Here is a 22615-nt window from a genome sequence, read left to right on the forward strand (position 1 = left end):
CTGTTTAAAGGCGGCCTTATGCCATCGTTCCCGGGCAAATCAAAGTTTTTTTGCCAGCGCTTCCGCCTCGACGTCCGAGGCCGCGAGATTGCGCAGCCGAAGCCGGTGCTCGCGATGGACGATGTAAAGGCCGCTGGCGACGATGACGGCGGCGCCGATCAGCGTCCAGCGATCGGGGAACTGGTTGAAGATGAGCCAGCCGGAGATGATCATCCACACCATCTGCGAATAGGGATAGGGCGCCAGCGCGGTGGTGGTGGCACGCCGATAGGCCTGCACGAGCAGCCAGTGGCCGATGCCGCCGAATACACCGAGCATGAGCAGGATGAACCAGTGCCAGCCATCATGCGGCAGCGAGAAGGAAAACGGCAGCATCGGCAGCAGCAGGACGGCGGGCGCCAGCGCCGAAAACAGGATCAGGCTCTCCGAAGTCTCGGTCGCCGACATGCGACGGGTCATGATGACGTAGAAGCAATTCGACATCATCGAGCCCAGGGCAAAGAGATGACCGATGCCGAAGACGCCGACGCCCGGCCGGGTGATGATGAGAACGCCGACAAAGCCCGCCAGGATTGCCAGCCAGCGTCGCCACCCCGCCCATTCGCCCAGCAGCGGACCGGCAAGTGCCGTGATCACCATCGGACCGAAGAAATAGATCGACGTGGTTTCGGCCAGTTGCAGGGTTCGCAGCGCCAGGATGTTGAACATGGTCGACCCGAACAGGAACAGACCGCGCAGGACATGCGCCGGCAGGTTGACAGGGCGAAAGCGCCGGGGATTGCGCCATCCGCGCAGCAGCGTACCGACCAGCACGACGTGGACGGTAAAGCGAACCCAGGCGACGATCAGCGCGGAAACGCCGGCAAGGACAAGGTATTTGCTTGATGTGTCGAGGAAGGTGAAGAAGACATAGGTGGCAAGCATGCAGAGGATCGCCACCGGGGGCGTCGCGCTTTCAACTTGTCTTTGGGGAGCACTCAACTGCGGGCCGGATCGGGAGCAAGGCGGGATCGGCCACCTTTGCGGGAATTGTCGGTTGCCGGCAAGCCAAAAGAGGCTCCAGCACAAGAACAGGCGCCGACTGGCCCAGTCCTTATGTCATCGCTCTCACAATACCGTCAGGGATGCATGCGGGCGCCCTTGGTGATCTTGTCGACCAGCTTCTTCTCGTCTCGAAGCGCGATGCCGACGACCTTGGCGTCATCGGGCGCGAATTGCTCGAAGACGGCGCGGTTCGCTACATCGTGTCCGGTCGAAAACATCTCCTCGACATAGAGCGAGCTTGTCACGCCGCGCTCCAGCGCACGCCGGTGGATCGCGCTCAGCGTCGGGCGATCGGCCGACAGCACGATGACCGGCTGGATCGACAGCGGATTGTAGAGATTGCCGGCGCGATCGCGATACGGCTCGCCGATGATGTCGGGGAACCGCGCGACGATGCCGCTGGTCAGGAAGGCGGTGACGTTGAGCTTCTGCCAGACCGGAAGATCGTCCTGCAGCACGATTGCAAATTTCGTATCGAACATGAGACATTTGCCGTTTCGAGGTTGCGCCCCAATCCGAGGCTGGAGGAAGCGATGTCGCTCGAAATAGACAAGCAGGCATTCCAAGGTCTTGGACGTTTGTGCGAGGGCCCGGTGGAAAACCGTATCATCACCGCCCCCGGCGCTGCTGGCATGGAGCGCATCGAGGCACGGTTCCATGGCAATGCCTTCGACCTGCACCGCCATGACACCTATGCTATCGGCGTGACGCTGCATGGCGTGCAGAGTTTCCGCTATCGCGGGACGACACATCACAGCCTGCCCGGCCAGATCGTCGCGCTTCATCCCGATGAGCTTCATGATGGCGGCGCCGGCACGGAAGACGGCTTGCGCTACAGGATCCTTTATCTGGAGCCATCGCTGATGCTGGACTGCCTCGACGGTGCGTTACTGCCATTCGTGCGGGATGCCGTGGTGACGGACCGCATCTTGCGCACGACGCTGCTGTCGGCGCTCGGGCCTATCGATCAGGAATTGGATGGCCTGTTCCTCGCCGACTTCGTCGCGCAACTGATGCAAAGCCTGGCTCGACATGCCGGCCAGCCGGCCAGGCCGATGCTGAAACCGGCGTGGCGGGCGGCCCGGCTGGCGCGCGACTATCTGGAGGACAACATCGCGCGAAGCGTGCGCTCGGAGGAGTTGGAGGCAATCACCGGGCTTGACCGCTATGCTTTGTCGCGGCATTTCCGCGCCGCCTTCTCGACCAGTCCGCACCGGTTCCTGGTGATGCGCCGGCTACAGCAAGCACGTCGGATGATCGAGATCGGCGAACCCCTGGCGCAGATCGCCATAGCGGCGGGGTTCAGCGACCAGAGCCATTTCAACCGGCAATTCAAGAAAGCGTTCGGCGTCACGCCGGGGCGCTGGTCGTCACTTGTCCATGGCGGGGCGGCGATGGCCGCTTAGAGCAGGGCTACTCGTCGGACTCCGCGTCGTCGTCGACGAGCACCATTTCCTCATTCAGGAGGTTCGCCTCGATCCGGGCGAGCAGCTTCAACAGCGCCTTCTGCTCTTTCTTGTCGAGACCCTTCAGGGCCTGCTTTTCGGTCTTCTTCACCGACTTCTCGATGGCACGGATGGTTTCGCGGCCGGAGTCGGTGAGGAAGATATGCGCCTGGCGAGCATCGGCCTCGGACGCGCGCTTGTCCAGGAAACCCTGGGCCTGCAGCCGGTTGATGGTCTTGGTGATGGTCGGCGGGCGAACGCCGAGGCGTCCGGCGAGATTGCCGGGTGTCTGGCCGTCCTCGCGGTCGAGCGCCAGCATGATCTGATCCTGGCCGGCATAGAAACCGTGCGCCAGCAGCCGCGCCGCCAGCGCCGTACGCGCCAGCCGCGCCGCAGAATGCAGCCGGCTCATTGTCGCAGTCTTATCCGCCTTGGCCATGGTCATCCCTCTTCGGCCACACCGGTGAGAGCAGCATAGCCGCAGCCAGCCGGTTGGCAATCGACGATCAAAAAGATTCCGGTGCCGCAAAACAGCTTTGCCGGCAAGCATTGGAGTGTCCGCCGTGGCTAATGCCAGATATTTATTTCAGTTAGATGACAAACGACTTCTTGCCCAGGCGTGCACGGCGCGACGCAGGCGAAGACCGATCAGTCGGCGTTCGCGACGGCGGCCCGTCTTCCGCTCTTGGCTGCAGCCGACGCCCTCGTGCCCGGCCGATACAACCATAGCGATTCCAGCTGCAAGCCATGCCGATTGGCCCATCGGTTTGCCTCGTGCAAAACGGGCCGCGGCATCCTATATGGAGCCGACAATCCCATTTCGAGGCCCGGACTCCGAGGCCAATATTTTTCGAGGCAAGCCATGAGCGACGCACAAACGCAGATTCCCGTAACCGTTCTCACCGGCTATCTCGGCGCCGGCAAGACGACGCTGCTCAACCGCATCCTGTCGGAGAACCACGGCAAGCGTTATGCGGTCATCGTCAACGAATTCGGCGAGATCGGCATCGACAACGACCTGATCGTGGAATCCGACGAGGAAATCTACGAGATGAACAATGGCTGCGTTTGCTGCACGGTGCGCGGCGACCTGATCCGCGTCGTCGAAGGGCTGATGCGCCGCCCTGGCCGCTTCGACGCCATCATCGTCGAGACCACCGGTCTGGCCGATCCGGTGCCGGTGGCGCAGACCTTCTTCATGGACGACGACGTGCGCTCCAAGACCAGGCTCGACGCCGTGGTGGCGCTGGTCGACGCCAAGCATCTGCCGCTGCGGCTCAAGGATTCCAAGGAGGCCGAGGACCAGATCGCCTTTGCCGATGTCGTCGTGCTCAACAAGACCGACCTTGTCACGCCCGAAGAGCTTGCCAAGGTCGAGGCGACGATCCGTGCGATCAACCCGGCCGCAAGGATTCATCGCACCACGCGCGCTGGGGTGGCGCTGTCTGAAGTGCTCGACCGTGGTGCCTTCGATCTTTCCCGGGCGCTTGAAAATGACCCGCATTTCCTAGAGGCGCATGACGATCACGACCATGATCACGAATGCGGCCCGGATTGCGGTCACGACCACCATGACCATGACGGCCACGATCATCATCATCACGACCACGCGCACCCCTCGGCCATCCACGACGTGACGGTGCAGTCGGTATCGCTGCGCGGCGGCGAGATGGATTCGAAGAAATTCTTCCCGTGGATCGAGAAGATCACCCAGATGGAAGGCCCGAACATCCTGCGGCTCAAGGGCATCATCGCGCTCAAGGGCGATGATGAGCGCTATGTCATCCAGGGCGTGCACATGATCATCGAGGGCGACCACCAGCGCGCCTGGAAGGATGACGAGAAGCACGAAAGCCGGCTGGTGTTCATCGGCCGCGACCTTGATGCGGAGCGCCTAAAGAAGAGCTTTGAGGCCTGCCAGGCGGCTTGATTTCAAAATCAATTCATAGCATTAGCGCTGCCCCTCATCCGCCTGCCGGCACCTTCTCCCCGTATAGTGACGGGGAGAAGGAAAGCGCTCCGGCGTCGGCGCCCCCTCTCCCCGTCCTTGCGGGGAGAGGGTAAGGGTGAGGGGCAGCGCCAACTTCAATGGAATAGCCTCTCATGCCAACCGTCGCCCCCCTCGACCTCGAAGGCCATTGCATCGCCGCCGTCTTCCTCGACGACGTGCCGCATTTCGCGATGGCTGACGGCGCTGTCCACCGGCTCGACCATGGCCACAAGACTGTGCAGGCCAATGATGGATTGCTTGCCGCCTTCCACGATGCGGCCAACGACCGGCTGATCACTGGCGGCGAGGACGGCAAGGTCTTTGCCGTGAAGGCGGGAGGCGAGGCCACGGAATTGGCTAGCTCGGCCAAGAAATGGATCACCAGCGTCGCCGCCGGGCCGCAAGGCGCCATCGCCTATGCGACGGGCAAGACCGCCTTCGTGCGTTTCGCGGACGGCAAGACCCGTGAATTCGCGCATCCGCGTTCGGTCGAGGGACTGGCGTTCTCGCCCAAGGGCATGCGCTTCGGCGTCGCCCGCTACAATGGCGCGACGCTGCATTTCCCGGCTGCAGAGGGCAAGCCTGTCGAGCTTGAATGGGCGGGCGCCCATACCGGCATGACCTTCTCGCCCGACGGCGCTTTCCTCGTCACCACGATGCAGGAAAACGCGCTGCATGGCTGGAAGCTCGCTGACGGCAAGCACATGCGCATGACCGGCTATCCCGGCAAGGTCAAAAGCCTGTCGTGGAGCGTGAAGGGAAAGTGGCTGGCGAGTTCCGGCGCGCCGGCGGCGATCGTCTGGCCGTTTTCGGGCAAGGACGGACCGATGGGCAAGGCGCCGCTGGAACTCGGCACACGCGGCAATGCCATGGTCACCTCCGTCGCCTGCCATCCGAGCCAGGATGTCGCCGCGATCGGCTATGATGACGGCATGGTGATGGCGGTGCGCTTTGCCGACACCAAGGAAGTGCTGCTGCGCCGGCCGGGCAAGGGCGCGATCACTTCGATGATGTGGGACAAGGAAGAGCGCCGCATTGCCTTCGGCAGCGCGGCCGGCGACTGCGGCGTCATCGACATCACCGCCTGAGACGGCTCGGCCGGCGGCCATTATCTGACGCCTGCGCCGAGGACGACCTTCCGGCGCAGAGACAGTCCGTCGCGCATGTTGAGCGACAACAGAGTGATGTTGACCGCGCCGGCGACGAGTTCGACCGCCTGCAGGATAAAGAAATAAGCGTCTAAGCGCCCTGCCTGTGCCCAGTTTGCGAGCACGAAGGCCGTGGGCAGGAGCACCAGCAGGCCATTGGCGGCGACGATGCGCATACGCCGCTTCTTGCGGTTAACCACCGGGTTCTTCCATCCCTTGCCGAGCGAAAAGCCTGAGGCCCCCGCGATGATCATTGCCGGGATGAGCACGGCCATGCCGGCCAGCACGCTTGTCTTCACCATTGTGATCGCCGCGGTGTCGCCAAGCAGTTCGACCGTCACCGTCGACAGCCAGAAGGCCGACACGGTGAGGAGCGCGATGGCGCCAGCGGCTGCGTGAATCTTCGTTTTCATACTTGCCTCCATAGCATGCTATATATCATTGCATAGCATGCTATTCAACTGATATCTGGCTGACATGGCATTTCAGAAGGAACGATCCGCCGGTTTCCTGGCGAACCATATGGCGCGGCTGTTCGCAACTGGCCTGCAGCAGCGCATCCGGCCCCTTGGGCTGGCGCCCGCCCAGTTCATGACGCTGCTGGCGCTATGGGAACAGGATGGCCTGACACAGCGGGAACTGGTGCTGCGGCTCAGCGTCGAGCAGGCGACGATGGCCAACACGCTGATCCGCATGGAACGCGACGGGCTGATCGAAAGGCGATCGCATCCTGAAGATGGCCGCTCGCAGTCAATCCATCTCACCGCGAGAGCCTTTGCGCTCCGCGAACCGGCGACGCAGGCGGCACGTTCACAGAACGAGGCGGCGATGGCCGGATTCAGCGAGGATGAAAGGCATCTGTTTCTCGACCTGATGCGCCGCGCCATCGCGTCGATGCAAACGGACTGACGCAGCGGATCGCCAAGGCTCACTCGGCCCCGCAGGAGACCTTGCCTGTGAAATCCGCGGACCTGTGGTCCGCGTCGGCCGTACTGTCATAGACGGCAAGCGAGTACTGCCCGTCATAGACGCCTTCTTCGGTGGCCTTTGTCAGGATCGTCAGTTCGACGGAGCTGAACATCTTCAACACTTGGTGCTCGTGATAGACGAGCAGTCGCAATTCCCTGTCGTCGAGCCAGTACTGCGTCAGGTTGGAATTCTCGAACACGGTCTTGCGCAGATCGTCGCCGACGGGTCTGCCCAGAATTTCAAGATCGCCGCGAAAATTGAAGGTCGGGTTGCCCAGGCCGTTGGTGACACCGGCGTCGAGCTGGAATTTCACCGCGGCATCATCGGCGGAACACCAGATGCCGCCGGAAGCGAAAGCAGCATTGGCTGACAGCAACAGCATGGCAGCGCAGATGATCGTCCGCATGTCTTCCACCTCACGCCCAAGGGGCTGCATTGACGCCTGCCTCGCCATCGAGGTCAAGGACCTGACGTATGGGGCTGAGCCAATGCAGGACGACAGCGCGGCCAATTGCCGTTCACGATGCCGATTGGCTAGAAGGAACCAACGAGAGGGGTATCCATGCACAGCATCGACAATTCGAAGACTTCCATCGGCGGCATCAGCGCGGCTCGTGTCGCCGAACTGCGCGAAACCGAGAGCGAGGTCTTTCGCAAGGCGCGGCCGAAATCAGCGGCCAAGGTCGGCAATGGCCTGCCCGGCTTCTTTGGCGGCGTGCCCATGCACTGGATGAAGGACTGGCCGACGCCGTTTCCGATCCTGGTCGACAGCGCCAGGGGCGCAGGCATCACCGATATCGACGGCAACCGGCTCGACGATTTCTGCCTAGGCGATACCGGGTCGATGTTCGGCCATTCGCCGCCGCCGGTGGCGCGAGCCATCCGACGCCAGGCCGGGCGTGGCCTGACCTACATGCTGCCCTCGGAGGACGCGCTCGCCATCGGACCGCTGCTGCAGGAACGGTTCGGCCTGCCCTTCTGGCAGATCGCGACGACGGCGACCGATGCCAACCGCTTTGCGCTGCGCGTCGCCCGCGCCGTCACCGGCCGCGAAAAGATCCTCGTCTTCAATGGCTGCTATCACGGCTCGGTCGACGAGACGATGGTGCGGCTGGTCGACGGCAAGCCCGTCAACCGGCCGGGACTCGCCGGCGAGTTCCGCGACCTGACCCGCACGGCCAAGGTAATCGAGTTCAACGACATCTCCGCCCTGGAAGCCGCGCTCAAAGACAAGGACGTCGCCTGCGTCATCGCCGAGCCGGTGCTCACCAATTCCTGCATGGTGCTGGCCGATGCCGGTTATCACGACGCGTTGCGCCGCCTGACGCGTGCGGCGGGCACATTGCTGCTGATCGACGAGACGCACACGATCTCGACCGGCCCCGGCGGCTACACACGCAAATACGGGTTGGATCCCGACCTGTTCGTGCTGGGCAAGCCGATCGCCGGCGGCGTGCCCGCCAGTGTCTGGGGCATGAGCGACGAGGTCGCCACGCGCTACGCCGACTACAACAGGACCAAGGAACCCGGCTATTCCGGCATGGGCACGACGCTGTCCGCCAACCCGCTACAATTCGCGACGATGCGCGCCACGCTCGAAGAGGTGATGACTGAAGAGAATTACGCGCGCATGGACAAGCTGGCGCGGCGGCTCGACGCCGGGCTCAGCGCCGCCATCGAGCGAAACCGCCTGCCCTGGCATGTTGCCCGTGTCGGCGCCCGCGTCGAGTTCATCTGCGCTCCCGGTCCGCTGCGGAACGGCGCCGAGGCCGAGACAGCGCATGCGCCGGAGCTTGAGGCCGCCATCCATGTCGCGCTGGTCAATCGCGGCGTGCTGATCGCGCCGTTCCACAACATGATGCTGATCTCGCCAGCGACCAAGGCCGCCCAGGTGGACCGGCTGATAGCCGCCTTCGGCGCGGTTGCGGCAAAGCTTGCGGCATGAGACAAGCGCGCGAGCAAAACCAGAGTGCCATCATGAACTCCCCTTCGGGCTCTTCGCCCACCGAGGCGCAAGCCTTTCTCGACGCTCATCCCGAGATTGAGGCCTTCGATATCGTGCTGACCGACGCCAATGGCGTTGGCCGCGGCAAGATCGTGCGCCGGCACGAGCTGAAAAGCATTTTCGAGGGCGGCCGGCACATGCCGATCTCCATCCTCGGCCTCGACATCACCGGCGAGGATGTGCACGAAACCGGGCTGATCTGGACGACCGGCGACGGCGATCTCAGGGCATGGCCTATTCCGGGCACGCTGGTGCCGCTCTACGGCACAAGCCCACCGCGCGGCCAGGTGCTGATGGCGATGTATATGCTCGATGGCCGACCAATGTCGTCGGACCCGCGCCTGGCGCTGGCCCGGCAAGTTGAGATATTGGCCGCGAAGGGTCTCTATCCGGCCGGCGCCTTCGAGCTCGAATTTTTTCTCCTCGCCAATGAACGCGATGGCGACGGCAAGGTGCAGCCGGCTCGCGCCGTGCTCGACGGCCGCGTCTCGGGCAAGACCGAGGTCTATTCCGTCGACCATCTGCACGGCATGGAGCCGCTGTTTTCCGACATCTATGCGGCCGCCAGGGCCCAAGGGATTCCAGCCGAGACGGTTATTTCCGAATATGCGCCGGGCCAATACGAATTGACGCTGAACTACCGCAAGGACGTGATGCGGGCCGCCGACGATCTGGTCATGCTGAAGCGGCTGGTGCGGGCACAGGCGCGCCGCCACGGCGTCACCGCCTGCTTCATGGCCAAGCCGATCGAGAAATATGCCGGCTCGGGCATGCATTTCCACGTCTCGCTGCAGGACAAGGCCGGCCGCAACGTCTTCGCCGAAGCCGGCGGCGAGAGCTGGTCGCTGCCGCTGCTCCAGGGGCTTGGCGGCCTCATCCAGACCATGGCCGAATCGATGCTGGTGTTTGCGCCGCACGCCAACTCGTGGCGGCGCTTCGTCTCGCAATCCTATGCGCCGGTGGCGCCGACCTGGGGCGTCAACAACCGTTCGGTGGCGCTGCGCGTACCCGCTGGCGACGCCAGGAACCGGCGCATCGAACACCGGCCGTCGGGCGTTGACGCCAATCCTTACCTGATTGCGGCAACCGTGCTCGCGGGCATCATCAAGGGCCTCGATGAAGGCCTTGATCCCGGACCGGAGACGACCGGCAACGGCTATGAGTCAGCGATCACGCGCACGACGATGCCGGTGGACTGGCGCGCCGCGATCGAGGCGGCGAGGGCTTCCACCTTCCTCAAGGATGCACTGGGCGAAGACCTGCACCGCACCTTCGTGGCGATCAAGCAGTCCGAATACCTGCGCGTGGCACGCACGGTCAGCGAACTGGATTACCACCTCTATCTCCACGAGGTCTGACCCCAGGAGGATTTGAGGCGGCGATCACTTTCGCCGCCTCCCATCAAATGTGGTGGCGTGCCGGTCGTTTGGAACATATCATGAACGGATGACCGCACTCACCGTTCTCGAAAAGCTGGCGATCCTGTCCGATGCCGCCAAATATGACGCATCCTGCGCTTCATCGGGCTCAGCCAAGCGCGATTCGCTGAAATCCGGGGGCATCGGCTCCACGGAGGGCATGGGCATCTGCCATTCCTATGCGCCGGACGGTCGCTGCATTTCGCTGCTGAAGATCCTGCTCACCAATTTCTGCATCTATGATTGCAGCTATTGCATCAACCGTTCCTCGTCGAATGTGCGGCGCGCCCGCTTTACCGTCGACGAGGTGGTCAAGCTGACCATGGATTTCTACCGGCGCAACTATATCGAGGGCCTGTTCCTGTCCTCGGGCGTCATCCGCTCGCCAGATGAGACGATGGGCGAGATGGTCGAAGTGGCGCGGCGGCTGCGGCTGGACGAGAAGTTTTCCGGCTACATCCATCTGAAGACCATCCCGGAAAGCTCGGCGGAACTGGTCGAGAAGGCAGGCCTCTATGCCGACCGGCTGTCGATCAATGTCGAGCTGCCGACCGATGAAGGCGTGAAGAAGCTGGCGCCGGAGAAGAAGCCTGAGACCATCCGGCTTTCGATGGCCAATCTGCGGCGCAAGATCGAAGAGAAATCGGAGCCGACGCTGAGGACCAAAAAGCGCGAACGCTTCGCGCCGGGCGGACAATCGACGCAGATGATCGTCGGCGCCGACAAGACCTCCGACGACGGCATCCTGCACACCAGCGCGCGGCTCTATGGCAGCTACCATCTGCGGCGCGTCTACTATTCCGCGTTCAGCCCGATTCCGGATTCATCGTCGTCGCTGCCCTTGCAGAAGCCGCCGCTGATGCGCGAACACCGGCTCTATCAGGCCGACTGGCTGATTCGCTTCTACGGGTTTTCGCAGCCGGAAATCCTGGCCGGCAGCAGCGACGGCATGCTTGACCTCGCCATCGATCCGAAGCTCGCCTGGGCGCTGCGCAACCGGGGGCAATTCCCCGTCGACATCAACCGCGCCGACCGTGAAGCGCTGCTGCGCGTGCCCGGCCTCGGTACCAAGGTGGTGGCGAAAATCCTGGAGACCCGCCGCCATCGGCGCATGCGGCTCGAAGATGTCGGACGGCTGTGCCAGTCGATCACCAAGCTACGGCCGTTCATCATCGCCGAGGGATGGTCGCCGGGCGCGCTGACCGACGGGGCCGGCTTGCGCGGCAAGATCGTGCAACCTTGCGAACAACTGTCGCTGTTTTGACCATGCAGCCGGCCGAACTCGATCTTGGAGGATATATCGTGCGGCTCGACAGCGAGACCGATTTCGCCGGCTGGCGCGACGCGGCACGGCGGCTTGCGCTGAACGAAGTCAGGCCGGAGGATATCGGCTGGCATGTCGTGCCGGGCTCCGATCAAGCTGATCTGCCGGCCGTGCCCGCGGGCGCGCAGCTCGTGGTGCCGCGCGACTTCATCGGGCATGCCGAGACAGCATTCTGCCATTCCGACCCCAGCCGGTTCGCTTTTCTCTACCGGCTGCTCTGGCGACTGCGAAGCGAACCCAAACTGCTGGCCATCGCATCGGATCCCGACACCAGGCGTCTCGAAACGATGGAAAAGGCGGTGCGGCGCGACAGCCACAAGATGCACGCCTTCGTGCGCTTCCGGAAGATTGGCGATGGCGACGAGGAGCGCTATGTCGCCTGGTTCGAGCCCGATCATTTCATCGTCGAGCGCAACGCGGATTTCTTCGTCAGGCGCTTCACCGGCATGCGCTGGACGATCCTGACCCCCTATGCGTCCGCCGACTGGGACGGCGAAAGGCTGGCGATCGGGCCGGGCGCCGCCAAGGGCGATGCGCCGACGCAGGACGACACCGAAGCGCTGTGGCGCACCTATTTCCAGAACATCTTCAACCCGGCACGGCTGAAGGTGAAAGCCATGCAGAAGGAGATGCCGAAGAAATATTGGCGGAACCTTCCCGAGGCTTCGCTCATTCCGGAGCTGATCGCAGGAGCGGACAAGGCCGCCAAGGACATGATTGCCAGAACGCCGACAACGCCAGCGCCGCACCACGCCAAGGTGCAGGCAAGGCATTGGCCGAAGCATGAGCCCGCCGAAGCAAGGGACGACGATAGTGCAACCACGATCCCGGAACTGCGTGAAGCGGCGAAGGGTTGCCGCCGCTGCCCGCTGTGGCGCGACGCGACACAGACTGTATTCGGCGAAGGGCCTGAAAACGCCAAGGTAATCTTCGTCGGCGAACAGCCGGGCGATCAGGAAGATCTCGCCGGCAAACCTTTTGTCGGCCCGGCGGGCAAGGTATTCGATGCGATCCTTGATGACGCGGGCGTCGACCGCCAGAAAGTCTACGTCACCAACGCGGTCAAGCATTTCAAATTCGAACCGCGCGGCAAGCGCCGCATCCACTCCAAGCCGAATGCCGGCGAAGTTCAGGCCTGCCGCTGGTGGATCGACAGGGAGTTCGCTCTGATCAAGCCGGATCTCGCCGTGGCGCTGGGCGCAACGGCGGCCCTATCGCTGCTCGGCAAGGCCATCCCGGTGACGAAGATGCGCGGCCAGGTGATCAAACGCGAGGATGGGTTGCGCGTGTTCATCACCATCCACCCCTCCTTCATCCTGCGCATCCATGAGCCCGCGGACAAGGACGCAGAACGCGAACGGTTCCTGCACGATATGAAGCAGGTGAAGCGGCTGATGGCCTGATCGATTGGCCTATCGAACCAGGATCGCCCGCAGATCATTGACGTTCGTGCCGGTCGGGCCGGGCACGAAAAGATCGCCGACGGCGTCGAATGCCGTCCAGGCATTGTTGCCCGCCAGCATGGCCTTGGCATCCACACCCGCCGCGCGCATCCGCGACACCGTCGAGCCATCGGCGAAGGCGCCGGCATTGTCTTCCGAACCGTCGATGCCGTCGGTGTCGGCGGCCAGCGCATGGATACCTTCCGCGCCATTGATGGCGATGGCGAAGGCTAGAAGGAATTCCGAATTCCGGCCGCCCTTGCCCTTGGCGCGGAGCGTTACCGTTGTCTCGCCACCGGACAGGATGAGAACCGGCTTCGGGAAGGGCCGGTTGCGCGTTGCCACTTCGCGTGCGATTGCCGCATGGACGCCGCCGACCTCGCGCGCTTCGCCCTCGATTGAATCGGAGAGGATGACGGCCTCTATGCCTTGGCGCCTGGCTTCCGCTGCCGCTGCTTCCAGCGAGACTCCAGCCGAGGCGATCAGATGCACTTCGTTTTGCGAAAAGCGCTGATCCTCGGGGCTTGGCGCATCGGCGGCCGGCGAATTGATATGCGCCATCACTGACGCCGGCAGCTTCATGCCGTAGGCGGCGATCGACGCCAGCGCGTCTTCCCGGCTGCCGGAATCAGGAACGGTCGGACCGGAAGCGACCAGCGCCGGATTGTCGCCGGGAATATCGGAAACGACCAGGGACACCACCCTGGCCGGCCAGGCGGCGGCGGCCAGCCGACCGCCCTTGATGGTGGAAACATGCTTGCGGATGGTGTTCATGGCCGCGATCGGCGCGCCGGAGGCGAGCAGCGCCTCGTTGACGGCGATCTCGTCGGCCAGCGTCAAGCTTCCCGCTGGCGATGGCAGCAGCGCCGAGCCTCCGCCGGAAATAAGGGCCACGACGAGATCGTCCGCTGTCAGACCCTGCACCTTTGCCAGCAGGCGGCGCGAGGCCTCGAGCCCTGCGGCATCCGGCACGGGATGCGCGGCCTCGATGATTTCGATGCGCTCGCATTTGGCGCCATAGCCATAGCGGGTGACGACCAGCCCTTCGATCGGCCCGTCCCAGACCCTCTCGAAGGCCGCGGCCATCTGTGCCGAGCCTTTTCCCGCGCCAATGACGATGGTGCGACCCTTGGGCTTCGCCGGCAAATGATCGCGGATCGTGCGTTGCGGATCGGCGGCCGCGACGGCGGCGTTGAAGACCGATGTGAGGAAGAGCTTGGGGTCCATGCCGGTCATTTTTCTTCCGGAGCCAGGGCCAGGCCGCTCTTGTCGATGCCGAGGTGATCGCAGAGCGCATCAACGACCACACCATGATCCTCGCGCTCCGGCAGGCCGGACACCGCGATCACGCCGATGACGCCAGCGCCGTTGACCGTGACCGGAAAGCCGCCGCCGGCGAGCACAAAGTCCGATATGTCCAGCCCTTCACCGACCTTGAAGGTGCGGTCGGGGCGCTGCTGCTCCAGCACCATGCGATAGGTACTCCTGAGAAACCGGCGGACGACATTGATCTTGCGCCGCGCCCAGTCCGGGTTGGAAGCATTCGAACCCGGCATTGCGGCATAGAACATCGGCCGGTCGAAGGTGCGGATATCAACAATGACGGGCAGGTTTTCGGCGAGAGCGCGGTCGCGGATGGCCGAACCGATCTTGAAGGCCACGGCCTCATCGAAGGCCGGGAAGACAAGAACCTCTTCCTGTTTCTTGATCAGAGCGATGTCGTCGGCAACGGCCATGTCGTTCCCCTGTCAGCTTCGCCGCACGCTTTGACCGATGGCTGCCGCCGGGTCAAGCGAGGAACGCATCGGGCCGCGCCAAGCTAGACCGCCATATTCGTCTTGGCCGGCCGTCCCGCGACATAAACCTCGCGCACGGCGCGATCGTCACCCAGCGTCTGCAGCAGAAACAGTTCTTCGGCCAGCGTGCCCACCGTCTCCATGCGCAGCCGCATCGCCGGCGTGGCGCGGGCGTCGAGCACGATGATGTCGGCGTCGGTCCCCTCATCCAGCGTGCCGACCTTTTCAACCACCGACAGCGCTTCGGCATTGCCGCGCGTCATCTGCCAGAAGGACTGGTACGGGTTCAGCTTCTCGCCGTTCAGCGCGATCACCTTGTAGCCCTCGTCCATGGTGCGCAGCATCGAATAGTTGGTGCCGCCGCCGACATCGGTGGCGGCCGCGATCCGCAGGGCTTTGTCGCGCGCGCGGTAGCGCTGATAATCGAACAGGCCCGAGCCAAGGAACAGGTTCGAGGTCGGGCAGAACACCGCAACCGAGCCGCTCTGCGAGAGCGCATCCGCCTCGCGTTCCGAGAGATGGATGCAGTGGCCAAACAGGCTCTTTTTTCCCAGCAACCCGTAATGCTCGTAGACGTCGGTGTAGTCGCGCGACCAGGGATAGAGCTCTTGCGTGAAAGCGATCTCGGCGTGGTTTTCGGACAGATGCGTCTGCATGTGGAGGTCTGGATGTTCCCGGCACAGCGCGCCCGCCATTTCCATCTGTTCCGGCGACGAGGTGATGGCGAAGCGCGGCGTGATGGCATAGTGCTGCCGCCCCTTGCCGTGCCATTGCGCGATCAGCGCCTTGGTGTCGTCATAGCCGGACTGGGGCGTGTCGAGAACACCATCGGGCGCATTGCGGTCCATCATCACCTTGCCGGCAATGTTGAGCATGTTGCGGTCGTGCGATTCCGCGAAGAAGGCTTCGGCGGATGCCTTGTGCACCGAGCAGTAGGCCGCGACCGTCGTGGTGCCGTGGCGCACCATCTCGTCGAGGAACAGCCGCGCAATGCGGCGGCCATGCTGGGCGTTGGCGAATTTCGTCTCTTCCGGGAAGGTGTAGGTGTTCAGCCAGTCGAGCAGTTCGGCGCCATATGAAGCGATGATCTGCATCTGCGGGAAATGGACATGGGCATCGATGAAGCCGGGCAACAGCAGATGCGGCCGGTGGTCGATCTTCCTTGCTCCCTCGCCCGCCTGCTTTTCGACATCGGCGTAGGTGCCCGTGGCGATGATCCTGCCGTTCCGGATCAGCAGGCCGCCATCCTCCTCATAACGCCAGGCGGAATGGTCGTCGATGGTTTCGGGCCAGCGCAGGAAGGACAGGGTGCGGCCGCGCAGAAGTGTGGTGGTCATGAAATCCGCCGTGTCATTGTCTTGAAAATGCCGTCTCGTCCGCGAGAAAGGCGCCGGCCCGGCTATTTGCCCGCGCCCTCGAACCACGCCACCAGCAGCGCCCGCTCCTTGTCGGTGACCTGGGTGACGTTGGCGGGCGGCATCGCATGGCTGCGCCCGGCCTGCAGGTAGATCTCGCGGGCGTGGTTGGCGATATTGGCGTCGGTGTCGAGCATCACGCCCTTGGGGGCATGATAGATGCCTTCATAGGAAGGCTCCGCGGCGTGACACATCGAGCAGCGCCCGAGCACGGTGTCGCGAACGGCCGAGAAATGCGCCGAGGCGATATAGACTTCCGCCGAGGCGGACACCTTCGGCTCACCGGTCAGCACCTTCGGCACGGTCGACAGCCAGATGATGATGATGAACAGGACAAGGGCGCCCAGCCAGGTCCAGTGCGGGTTTCCGGCGCGCTTGTGCACTGTATTGAAATAGTGCCGGATCAGCACACCGATGATGAACACCAGCGAGGCGATGACCCAGTTGAACTGGGTGCCGAACGCCAGCGGATAATGGTTCGACAGCATCAGGAACAGCACCGGCAGCGTCAAATAGTTGTTGTGCAGGGAGCGCTGCTTGGCGATCTTGCCGTATTTCGGATCGGGCTTGCGGCCAGCGATGAGGTCGGCGACGACGATCTTCTGGTTGGGAATGATGACCATGAAGACATTGGCCGACATGATCGTGGCGGTGATGGCGCCGAGATGCAGGAAAGCGGCGCGGCCGGTGAACAGATGGGTGAGCCCCCAGGCAATGAACACCAGCACGCAATATAGGACCAGCATCAGGCCGGTGTCGCTTTTTCCCAGCGGCGAGCGGCACAGGAGATCATAGACCACCCAGCCAACGCCGATCGTTGCCATGGACAGCAGGATGCCGACCGGCACCGACATCGGCAGCACGTTAGGATCGATCAGGAACAGGTCGGCGCCGGCATAGTAGACGACGCACAGCATGGCGAAGCCGGACAGCCAGGTGGCGTAGGACTCCCATTTGAACCAGGTCAGATGCTCGGGCATTTCGGCCGGCGCCACCAGATATTTCTGGATGTGATAGAAGCCGCCGCCATGCACCTGCCACTCTTCGCCGAAGGCGCCGACAGGCATGCCCGGGCGCTGCCGCAGGCCGAGATCCAGCGCGACGAAGTAGAAGGACGAGCCGATCCAGGCGATGCCGGTGATGACATGCAGCCAGCGCACGGCGAAACTCAGCCATTCCCAGAAAATCGCGAAATCCATCATCGAACTCATCCCTGCCAGTCCAGTGACTTTAAGAGCTTGAACGCAAACGGAAAGAGGCGAAGTGTGCGATGACTTTCAAAAAAAAATGGAAAATACTACAGCGCCGCGCGTCCACTTGGACGCGCAAAGGACGCTGTAGGCTATTTTGGCTGGTTCATGATCCTTTCCGAAAATCGATTCCGAATTTCGGGGTCATGAACTAGAGTCGCAACAAGCCGCAGCATGAAAGCCACGGGAACCGCATGGCCTATCTCGACAATATCGCCGTTTTCGTCCGTGTCGTCGAACTTGGCAATCTGTCAGCGGCAGGACGCGACATGCGTATTTCTCCTGCAGTCGCCTCCAACCGCATCAAGGAACTGGAGAAGCACCTTGGCGTGCGGCTGTTCAACCGCACCACGCGGCAATTGATGCCGACCGAACATGGCACCGTTTTCTATTCCGGCGCCAAGCAGGTGCTGGAAGCGATCACCGAGGCGGAAGCCGCCGTCTCGGCACTCTCCGGACAGCCGCGCGGCACCATCAAGGTGACGGCGCCGCTTGGCCTCGGCCGCCGGCTGGTGGCATCGGGCATTCCCGATTTTCACGACAAATATCCCGACATCGAAGTACGGCTCAGGCTCTCCGACCACAATGTCGACATCATGAAGGAAGGCATCGACGTCGCCTTCCGGCTCGGCATCATCGAGGATTCCAGTCTCAGGATGCGCGGCATCATGGAATGTGAGCGGGTCTTGGTGGCGGCGCCGAAATATCTGGAAGCGCGGGGAGAGCCGACCGACCCGCAGGAATTGATCGGCAAGAAGCACGACTGCCTGATGCTGCGCTATTCCGGCGCGCGCGAATATGTGTGGACCCTGCAGACCCCCACCGGCCCGCAGAAGTTCGAAGTACACGGCCCCTACGACACCGATGACGGCGACGTGTTGACCGGCTGGGCACTCTCGGGGCGCGGCATCATCAACAAGCCGCGCTTCGAGGTCGAGCCGTTCATCCGTGACCAGCGGCTGCAAGTGATCCTGACCAGCACGCCGCCGACACCAGTCCAGTTCGCCGCCGTCTATCCGCACAAGAAGCTGCAGGATCCGAAAGTGCGGCTGCTGCTCGACTTCATGGCCGAGCGTTGCCAGCGGCTGATCAACGATCTTCTGGCGGGCCGGTGACAGCTGGCCGCCAAGTGACCGGCGGTTGGTCCAGCGCCAGCGGTTGCCTTCCCCGCAACCCGCGAACATAGTTCCGGTCCTATCTCGCTTTGCAGGAACCATCGATGGACAACGGCGCCACAATGCATCTTGCCGTTTCGCTGCTTACCGGAACCGCCGACACTTCGCCCAGGGCCGAGCCGGAATTCGATCGTCTGGCTGGCTTTGTGCAAAAGGCTGAATCAGCCGAGCTGGACATGGTTGTTATCGCCGATAACACGCCGGATCCCGGTGATGATGCCGCGAACACCCAGGTGCCCTTCGAAGCGACGACGTTACTGGCGGCGCTGGCGACGGTAACGAGCAGGATCGGCCTTGTCGCCGGGGCCTCGACGGTTGCCCACCAGCCGTACAATCTGGCGCGCCGTTTCGCCTCGCTCGATATCATCAGCCATGGCCGCGCCGGCTGGAACGCGACCATGACGCAGGCGCCGCGCGAAGCCGCCAATTTCAGCCGGACGGAAGGGTTTTCGCCCGACGTTTTTCGCCGTCGCACGGATGAATATATCGGCATCGTTCAGGGCTTATGGGAGGGCTGGGATCCGGACGCACTGCTGTTCGACAAGAGCGGCGGCCGCTTTCATGACCCCAAGAAGATGCATCTGCTTGACCACAAGGGCGAGTTCTTTTCGGTGCAAGGACCGTTGAACGTCGCACGATCGCCGCAGGACATGCCGGTGCTCGTTCTGTCGGGCCTGTCGGAACCCGACATGGATATTGCCACTCGTACCGCCGACGTCATCCTGCTGGACGACGGACCGATCGAGAGTGCGAAAGCGCGCTATGACGATCTCAAGCGCCGCGTTGCCGCCTGGGGGCGCGATCCAGATGTCGTGAAGATACTGATGAACGTCTCACCCGTCACCGATGGCAAGCCGGCCGGCGCCGCCGACATGCTGGAAGAGCAGTTCCGGTCAAAAAGCTGCGACGGTTTCAACATCGAGATGCCCGCGCAGCTCTCAGTACTCGACTATTTCGTCGATCTGGTTTTGCCGGAATTGCGACAGCGTGGCCTGTTTCGAGAGCGCTATGGCGGGGCGACGTTGCGCTCGCATCTCGGACTTGCCGGCGGAGGTGACCAATGACCGCCGCTCCCCGCCAGATGAAGCTCGGCGCCTTCCTGTGGGCGACAGGCCACCACATTGCGGCCTGGCGCCACCCCGAATCGCATGTGAGGGCCGGCATAGACATCGACCACTACGTCCGGCTGGCACGCACGGCGGAAGCGGCGAAGTTCGACATGATCTTCTGCGAGGATGCCGCCGGCCTGCGCGAAGCCAATGTCGGCATCGCCAGCCAGACGTCGCGCTCGATCGGCTTCGAACCAATCAGCCTGCTGTCGGCGCTGGCCGTCCAGACCAGCCGCATCGGTCTCGTTTCAACGGCGTCGACAAGCTACAATGAGCCTTATGGGCTGGCGCGGACCTTCCTGTCGCTCGATCATCTGAGTGGTGGCCGGGCCGGCTGGAACCTGGTCACATCAGCCAGTCCCATCGAGGCCGCCAATTTCGGCTCGACCGGCCTCAAGCCCCATGCCGACCGCTATGAGCGGGCGCGTGAGTTCGCCGAGGTGGTGACCGGGCTTTGGCACGGCAAGCTCGGCGGCGCCTCCGGTCACGACGGCCAGAGCTTTTCGCTTCGCGACCCACTCGACTTGCCGCGTTCGCCCCAGGGCGCACCGGTCATGGTACAGGCCGGTGCCTCGGATGTCGGGCGCGACCTTGCCGCCCGCACCGCCGATGTCGTGTTCACCGCCGCGCAGACATTCGAAGAAGCGAAGGCCTTCTACGACAATCTGAAGGGGCGTCTGGCCGCGTATGGGCGCGAGCCCGACGACATCAAGATCATGCCCGGCGTCGCCCCCGTTGTGGCGGAAACCGCGGCTGAGGCTCAGGAAAAATACGAGGAGTTGCAGGAGCTGATTCCCGACGATGTCGGCGTTGCCCTGCTGTCCAGCTATCTCAGCATCTCCGATCTGGGACGCTATCCGATCGACGGGCCGATGCCGGAGTTGCCAGAGACCGAGGGTATGAAGAGTCGCCAAGCACTGGTCATCGAGCAGTCGCGCCGCGACAACCTTTCCATCCGCCAGCTTGCGCGGCATTTCGCCGGCGCGCGGGGCCATTGGCGCATCGTCGGAACGGCGGCGCAGGTCGCCGACGAGTTGCAGGCGCGGTTCGAAGGCGGTGCTGCCGACGGATTCAACGTCATGCCCTCCTGGTTCCCCGGCGAACTCGATGCCTTCGCCACGCTCGTCGTGCCGGAACTTCAGCGGCGGGGCCTGTTCCGCCGGGATTATGAAGGCCGTACGCTGCGCGACCATCTCGGCTTGAAACGACCCGTATGAGAACGAGGGGCGCCTACGCTTCTTCCATCATCCGCGCAGTACCCGAGACCCTGATAGAAGTCCCCCTCTCCGGCGGAATGTCGGCATGCAAGCGCGAACGCATGCCCATGTCTTCGCCCTGAACGACATCGACAGCGCCGCCATGCGGCCAGCCAATGTCGCGCAGATAGCCCGCGAATGCCGCCGTGGAGGCGCCTGTCGCCGGATCCTCGTAGACACCGCCGGACGCAAACGGATTGCGCGTATGGAACAATCGCAGCGTTTCGGCATAGGCAAGCAGGACCGTCACCAGCCCTTCCCGCCGCATGAAGGCCTGGCCGGCCTTCAGATCGTAGCGCATGGCGGCCAGCGCCTCGCGCGATTTGAGGGCCAGAACAAGGTGGTCCGCGCCGCCATGGATCAAGGCCGGCGGAATGGCCGGATCGAGATCGCCGGGCGCATAGCCGAACAGCGCCAGCGCCTCGGTAGTCAGCTCCGGCGGAGCCGGCCTGCTGCGTGTTGGCGGCGACTGCAGAGCGGCGGCGACATTGGCGCCATCGCGGAACCCTTCGACGGTGATGCTCGCCTGGTTGAGGGTCAGCGGGAAAATTCCGTCACCGAATTGCCGGACCAACGCCGCACCAAGAGCTATGGTGGCGTGACCGCAAAAGGGCACCTCGGATTCCGGCGAGAAATAGCGGACCCGCCAGTTGTTCCCATCGGGTGCGGCAAAAGCGGTTTCCGAAAAACCCACCTGGGCCGCGATGCCCTGCATTTCGGCGGCATCGGGCAAGACATCGCCGATCAGGACTCCAGCAGGATTGCCGCCGGCACTACCATCCGAAAAGGCTGCAATTTTCAAAACGTCCATGTGTCTCCGCCTCGCGCTGCAATGCAGACACAGCAAACGCGCTTTTCGAGCGATTGGGAAATGACGAAATCGACGAGCAGCTGTGACTTATCCGATGAGGCTAGCCGGCCATAACCTTGTCATGCGGAGCATGTTGGCCGGCATTGGAGATTGCGGCATGGGTGACCAGCGCGGTCATGATCTCGGCGGCCGCGAGAGCGGCGATGACGGGTGGGCGCTTGTCTTTAACGGCATCGCCGCCGATCGGTGAGACGAGGCGGGCAAATTCAGCTTCCGTGCCGTCCGCGGATTTCAGGAACCAGTTCCTGAACGTCGCTTTCTTGGTCTTCGAGCCGATCATGCCGACATAGGCGGTGTCGTCGCGCTTCAGTGCTTCGGCGACGATCAGGAAATCGAGCGCGTGGTCGTGGGTGAGGATGGCGAAGGCGGTGCCGGCTGGAGCATCGCGCACCATCGCTTCCGGCATCGCCGTCAGTCGCGTCTCGACGGTTTCCGGCATGCCTTCCATCGCCTCGGCCCGCGTCTCGATGACGACACCGTGCACGGGAAGAAGCGCAATCGTCGATGCCAGCGCCTGGCCGACATGTCCGCCGCCGAAAATGTAGACATGCGGCAGATCAGCTTCTTCGGCTTCCGCCGTCTGGATCAGTTCGGCCTCGAGCGCGGCATCCACCAGCCGGATCAGCACCTCTACCCGACCGCCGCAGCATTGGCCGATCTCCGGGCCTAGTGGCACGTCGAGTGTAGCGCAGACCTCATCGACCTCGATGCGGGAACTCGTTTGAAGGCGGCTGACCGACCCAGGACGGACGGACGGCGCTACCATCTGCCGAGCCTTGTCGAGGGCCATGTATTCGAGCTGACCGCCGCCGATCGTGCCAAGAATCGCCGATGCCGAGACAAGCATGAAGGCGCCCTTCTCGCGCGGCGTCGAGCCTTTGGTGCCGGCCACTTCGACCAGGGCGACCCGGCCGGCGCTGGCAAGAAAGGCTTTCAGGCTTTGCACTTTCGAGTTCAT

Annotated in this window: 22 protein-coding genes; 11 read left to right on the top strand and 11 right to left on the bottom strand. The window is 63.3% G+C overall.

Annotated features, from left to right (window positions below; translation table 11 throughout):
- Window positions 1–39: 39 nt before the first annotated feature.
- Window positions 40–924, bottom strand: a complete 885-nt coding sequence (locus tag LGH82_RS16305; RefSeq protein WP_227349431.1) for a DMT family transporter — start codon at window positions 922–924, stop codon at window positions 40–42.
- A gap of 194 nt (window positions 925–1118) precedes the next feature.
- Window positions 1119–1526: a DUF2000 family protein gene (locus tag LGH82_RS16310; RefSeq protein WP_227349432.1), complete on the bottom strand. Its 408-nt coding sequence runs from the start codon at window positions 1524–1526 to the stop codon at window positions 1119–1121.
- Window positions 1527–1577: 51 nt separating this feature from the next.
- Between LGH82_RS16310 and LGH82_RS16315 the strand changes: the two genes are divergently transcribed.
- Complete coding sequence (locus tag LGH82_RS16315) at window positions 1578–2450, top strand: AraC family transcriptional regulator (RefSeq protein WP_227349433.1); 873 nt, start codon at window positions 1578–1580, stop codon at window positions 2448–2450.
- 7 nt (window positions 2451–2457) lie between these two features.
- On the opposite strand, the gene LGH82_RS16320 is transcribed toward LGH82_RS16315, so the two are convergent.
- The gene (locus tag LGH82_RS16320; protein WP_227349607.1) at window positions 2458–2928 is read right to left on the bottom strand and encodes a MarR family winged helix-turn-helix transcriptional regulator; all 471 of its coding nucleotides are present in this window, start codon (window positions 2926–2928) and stop codon (window positions 2458–2460) included.
- 423 nt (window positions 2929–3351) lie between these two features.
- Between LGH82_RS16320 and LGH82_RS16325 the strand changes: the two genes are divergently transcribed.
- A complete protein-coding gene (locus tag LGH82_RS16325; protein ID WP_227349434.1) occupies window positions 3352–4419 on the top strand; it encodes a CobW family GTP-binding protein in 1068 nt (355 codons plus the stop codon).
- Between the two features lie 173 nt (window positions 4420–4592).
- Window positions 4593–5567 (top strand): WD40 repeat domain-containing protein, encoded by a 975-nt coding sequence (locus LGH82_RS16330; RefSeq protein ID WP_227349435.1) that lies wholly within the window; start codon window positions 4593–4595, stop codon window positions 5565–5567.
- A 20-nt stretch (window positions 5568–5587) separates the two neighbouring features.
- Here the strand turns inward: LGH82_RS16330 and LGH82_RS16335 are convergent, their stop codons facing one another.
- Window positions 5588–6040, bottom strand: a complete 453-nt coding sequence (locus tag LGH82_RS16335) for a hypothetical protein (protein WP_227349436.1) — start codon at window positions 6038–6040, stop codon at window positions 5588–5590.
- 64 nt (window positions 6041–6104) lie between these two features.
- Between LGH82_RS16335 and LGH82_RS16340 the strand changes: the two genes are divergently transcribed.
- Window positions 6105–6536 (top strand): MarR family winged helix-turn-helix transcriptional regulator, encoded by a 432-nt coding sequence (locus LGH82_RS16340; RefSeq protein ID WP_227349437.1) that lies wholly within the window; start codon window positions 6105–6107, stop codon window positions 6534–6536.
- Window positions 6537–6555: 19 nt separating this feature from the next.
- Here the strand turns inward: LGH82_RS16340 and LGH82_RS16345 are convergent, their stop codons facing one another.
- On the bottom strand, window positions 6556–7002 hold the full coding sequence (locus tag LGH82_RS16345) for a hypothetical protein (RefSeq protein ID WP_227349438.1): 447 nt from the start codon (window positions 7000–7002) through the stop codon (window positions 6556–6558).
- 156 nt (window positions 7003–7158) lie between these two features.
- Here LGH82_RS16345 and LGH82_RS16350 point away from each other — a divergent pair, with 156 nt between their 5' ends.
- The 4 genes from LGH82_RS16350 to LGH82_RS16365 all read left to right on the top strand — a co-directional run bounded on the left by LGH82_RS16350 (window position 7159) and on the right by LGH82_RS16365 (window position 12746).
- A complete protein-coding gene (locus tag LGH82_RS16350; protein WP_227349439.1) occupies window positions 7159–8541 on the top strand; it encodes an aspartate aminotransferase family protein in 1383 nt (460 codons plus the stop codon).
- A 32-nt stretch (window positions 8542–8573) separates the two neighbouring features.
- Window positions 8574–9959: a glutamine synthetase family protein gene (locus LGH82_RS16355; protein WP_227349440.1), complete on the top strand. Its 1386-nt coding sequence runs from the start codon at window positions 8574–8576 to the stop codon at window positions 9957–9959.
- Between the two features lie 88 nt (window positions 9960–10047).
- The gene (locus tag LGH82_RS16360) at window positions 10048–11283 is read left to right on the top strand and encodes a putative DNA modification/repair radical SAM protein (protein ID WP_227343734.1); all 1236 of its coding nucleotides are present in this window, start codon (window positions 10048–10050) and stop codon (window positions 11281–11283) included.
- 2 nt (window positions 11284–11285) lie between these two features.
- A complete protein-coding gene (locus LGH82_RS16365) occupies window positions 11286–12746 on the top strand; it encodes a UdgX family uracil-DNA binding protein (protein WP_227349608.1) in 1461 nt (486 codons plus the stop codon).
- Between the two features lie 9 nt (window positions 12747–12755).
- Here LGH82_RS16365 and LGH82_RS16370 read toward each other — a convergent pair whose 3' ends face one another.
- The 4 genes from LGH82_RS16370 to LGH82_RS16385 all read right to left on the bottom strand — a co-directional run bounded on the left by LGH82_RS16370 (window position 12756) and on the right by LGH82_RS16385 (window position 17198).
- Window positions 12756–14021 carry a glycerate kinase gene (locus LGH82_RS16370; RefSeq protein WP_227343735.1) on the bottom strand — a complete coding sequence of 422 codons (1266 nt, stop codon included), beginning with the start codon at window positions 14019–14021 and terminating at the stop codon, window positions 12756–12758.
- Complete coding sequence (locus tag LGH82_RS16375; RefSeq protein WP_227343736.1) at window positions 14018–14521, bottom strand: heme-degrading domain-containing protein; 504 nt, start codon at window positions 14519–14521, stop codon at window positions 14018–14020. The genes LGH82_RS16370 and LGH82_RS16375 overlap by 4 nt, the downstream gene beginning before the upstream one ends.
- An 83-nt stretch (window positions 14522–14604) precedes the next feature.
- Window positions 14605–15918 (bottom strand): guanine deaminase, encoded by a 1314-nt coding sequence (guaD, locus tag LGH82_RS16380; RefSeq protein WP_227343737.1) that lies wholly within the window; start codon window positions 15916–15918, stop codon window positions 14605–14607.
- A gap of 62 nt (window positions 15919–15980) precedes the next feature.
- A complete protein-coding gene (locus LGH82_RS16385) occupies window positions 15981–17198 on the bottom strand; it encodes a urate hydroxylase PuuD (RefSeq protein ID WP_227343738.1) in 1218 nt (405 codons plus the stop codon).
- 242 nt (window positions 17199–17440) lie between these two features.
- Between LGH82_RS16385 and LGH82_RS16390 the strand changes: the two genes are divergently transcribed.
- From LGH82_RS16390 to LGH82_RS16400, 3 genes are all read left to right on the top strand, one after another.
- Window positions 17441–18361 carry a LysR family transcriptional regulator gene (locus LGH82_RS16390; RefSeq protein ID WP_227343739.1) on the top strand — a complete coding sequence of 307 codons (921 nt, stop codon included), beginning with the start codon at window positions 17441–17443 and terminating at the stop codon, window positions 18359–18361.
- Between the two features lie 104 nt (window positions 18362–18465).
- Window positions 18466–19485, top strand: coding sequence for an LLM class flavin-dependent oxidoreductase (locus LGH82_RS16395; protein ID WP_227343740.1), 1020 nt, complete (start codon window positions 18466–18468; stop codon window positions 19483–19485).
- Window positions 19482–20747: an LLM class flavin-dependent oxidoreductase gene (locus LGH82_RS16400; RefSeq protein WP_227343741.1), complete on the top strand. Its 1266-nt coding sequence runs from the start codon at window positions 19482–19484 to the stop codon at window positions 20745–20747. The genes LGH82_RS16395 and LGH82_RS16400 overlap by 4 nt, the downstream gene beginning before the upstream one ends.
- A gap of 13 nt (window positions 20748–20760) precedes the next feature.
- Here the strand turns inward: LGH82_RS16400 and LGH82_RS16405 are convergent, their stop codons facing one another.
- Window positions 20761–21597 carry a PhzF family phenazine biosynthesis protein gene (locus LGH82_RS16405; RefSeq protein ID WP_227343742.1) on the bottom strand — a complete coding sequence of 279 codons (837 nt, stop codon included), beginning with the start codon at window positions 21595–21597 and terminating at the stop codon, window positions 20761–20763.
- A 100-nt stretch (window positions 21598–21697) separates the two neighbouring features.
- On the bottom strand, window positions 21698–22615 hold the full coding sequence (gene xdhC / locus LGH82_RS16410; RefSeq protein WP_227343743.1) for a xanthine dehydrogenase accessory protein XdhC: 918 nt from the start codon (window positions 22613–22615) through the stop codon (window positions 21698–21700).

It is taken from the genome of Mesorhizobium sp. PAMC28654 (genome assembly GCF_020616515.1).
In the GTDB taxonomy this organism is placed as follows: Bacteria; Pseudomonadota; Alphaproteobacteria; order Rhizobiales; family Rhizobiaceae; genus Mesorhizobium.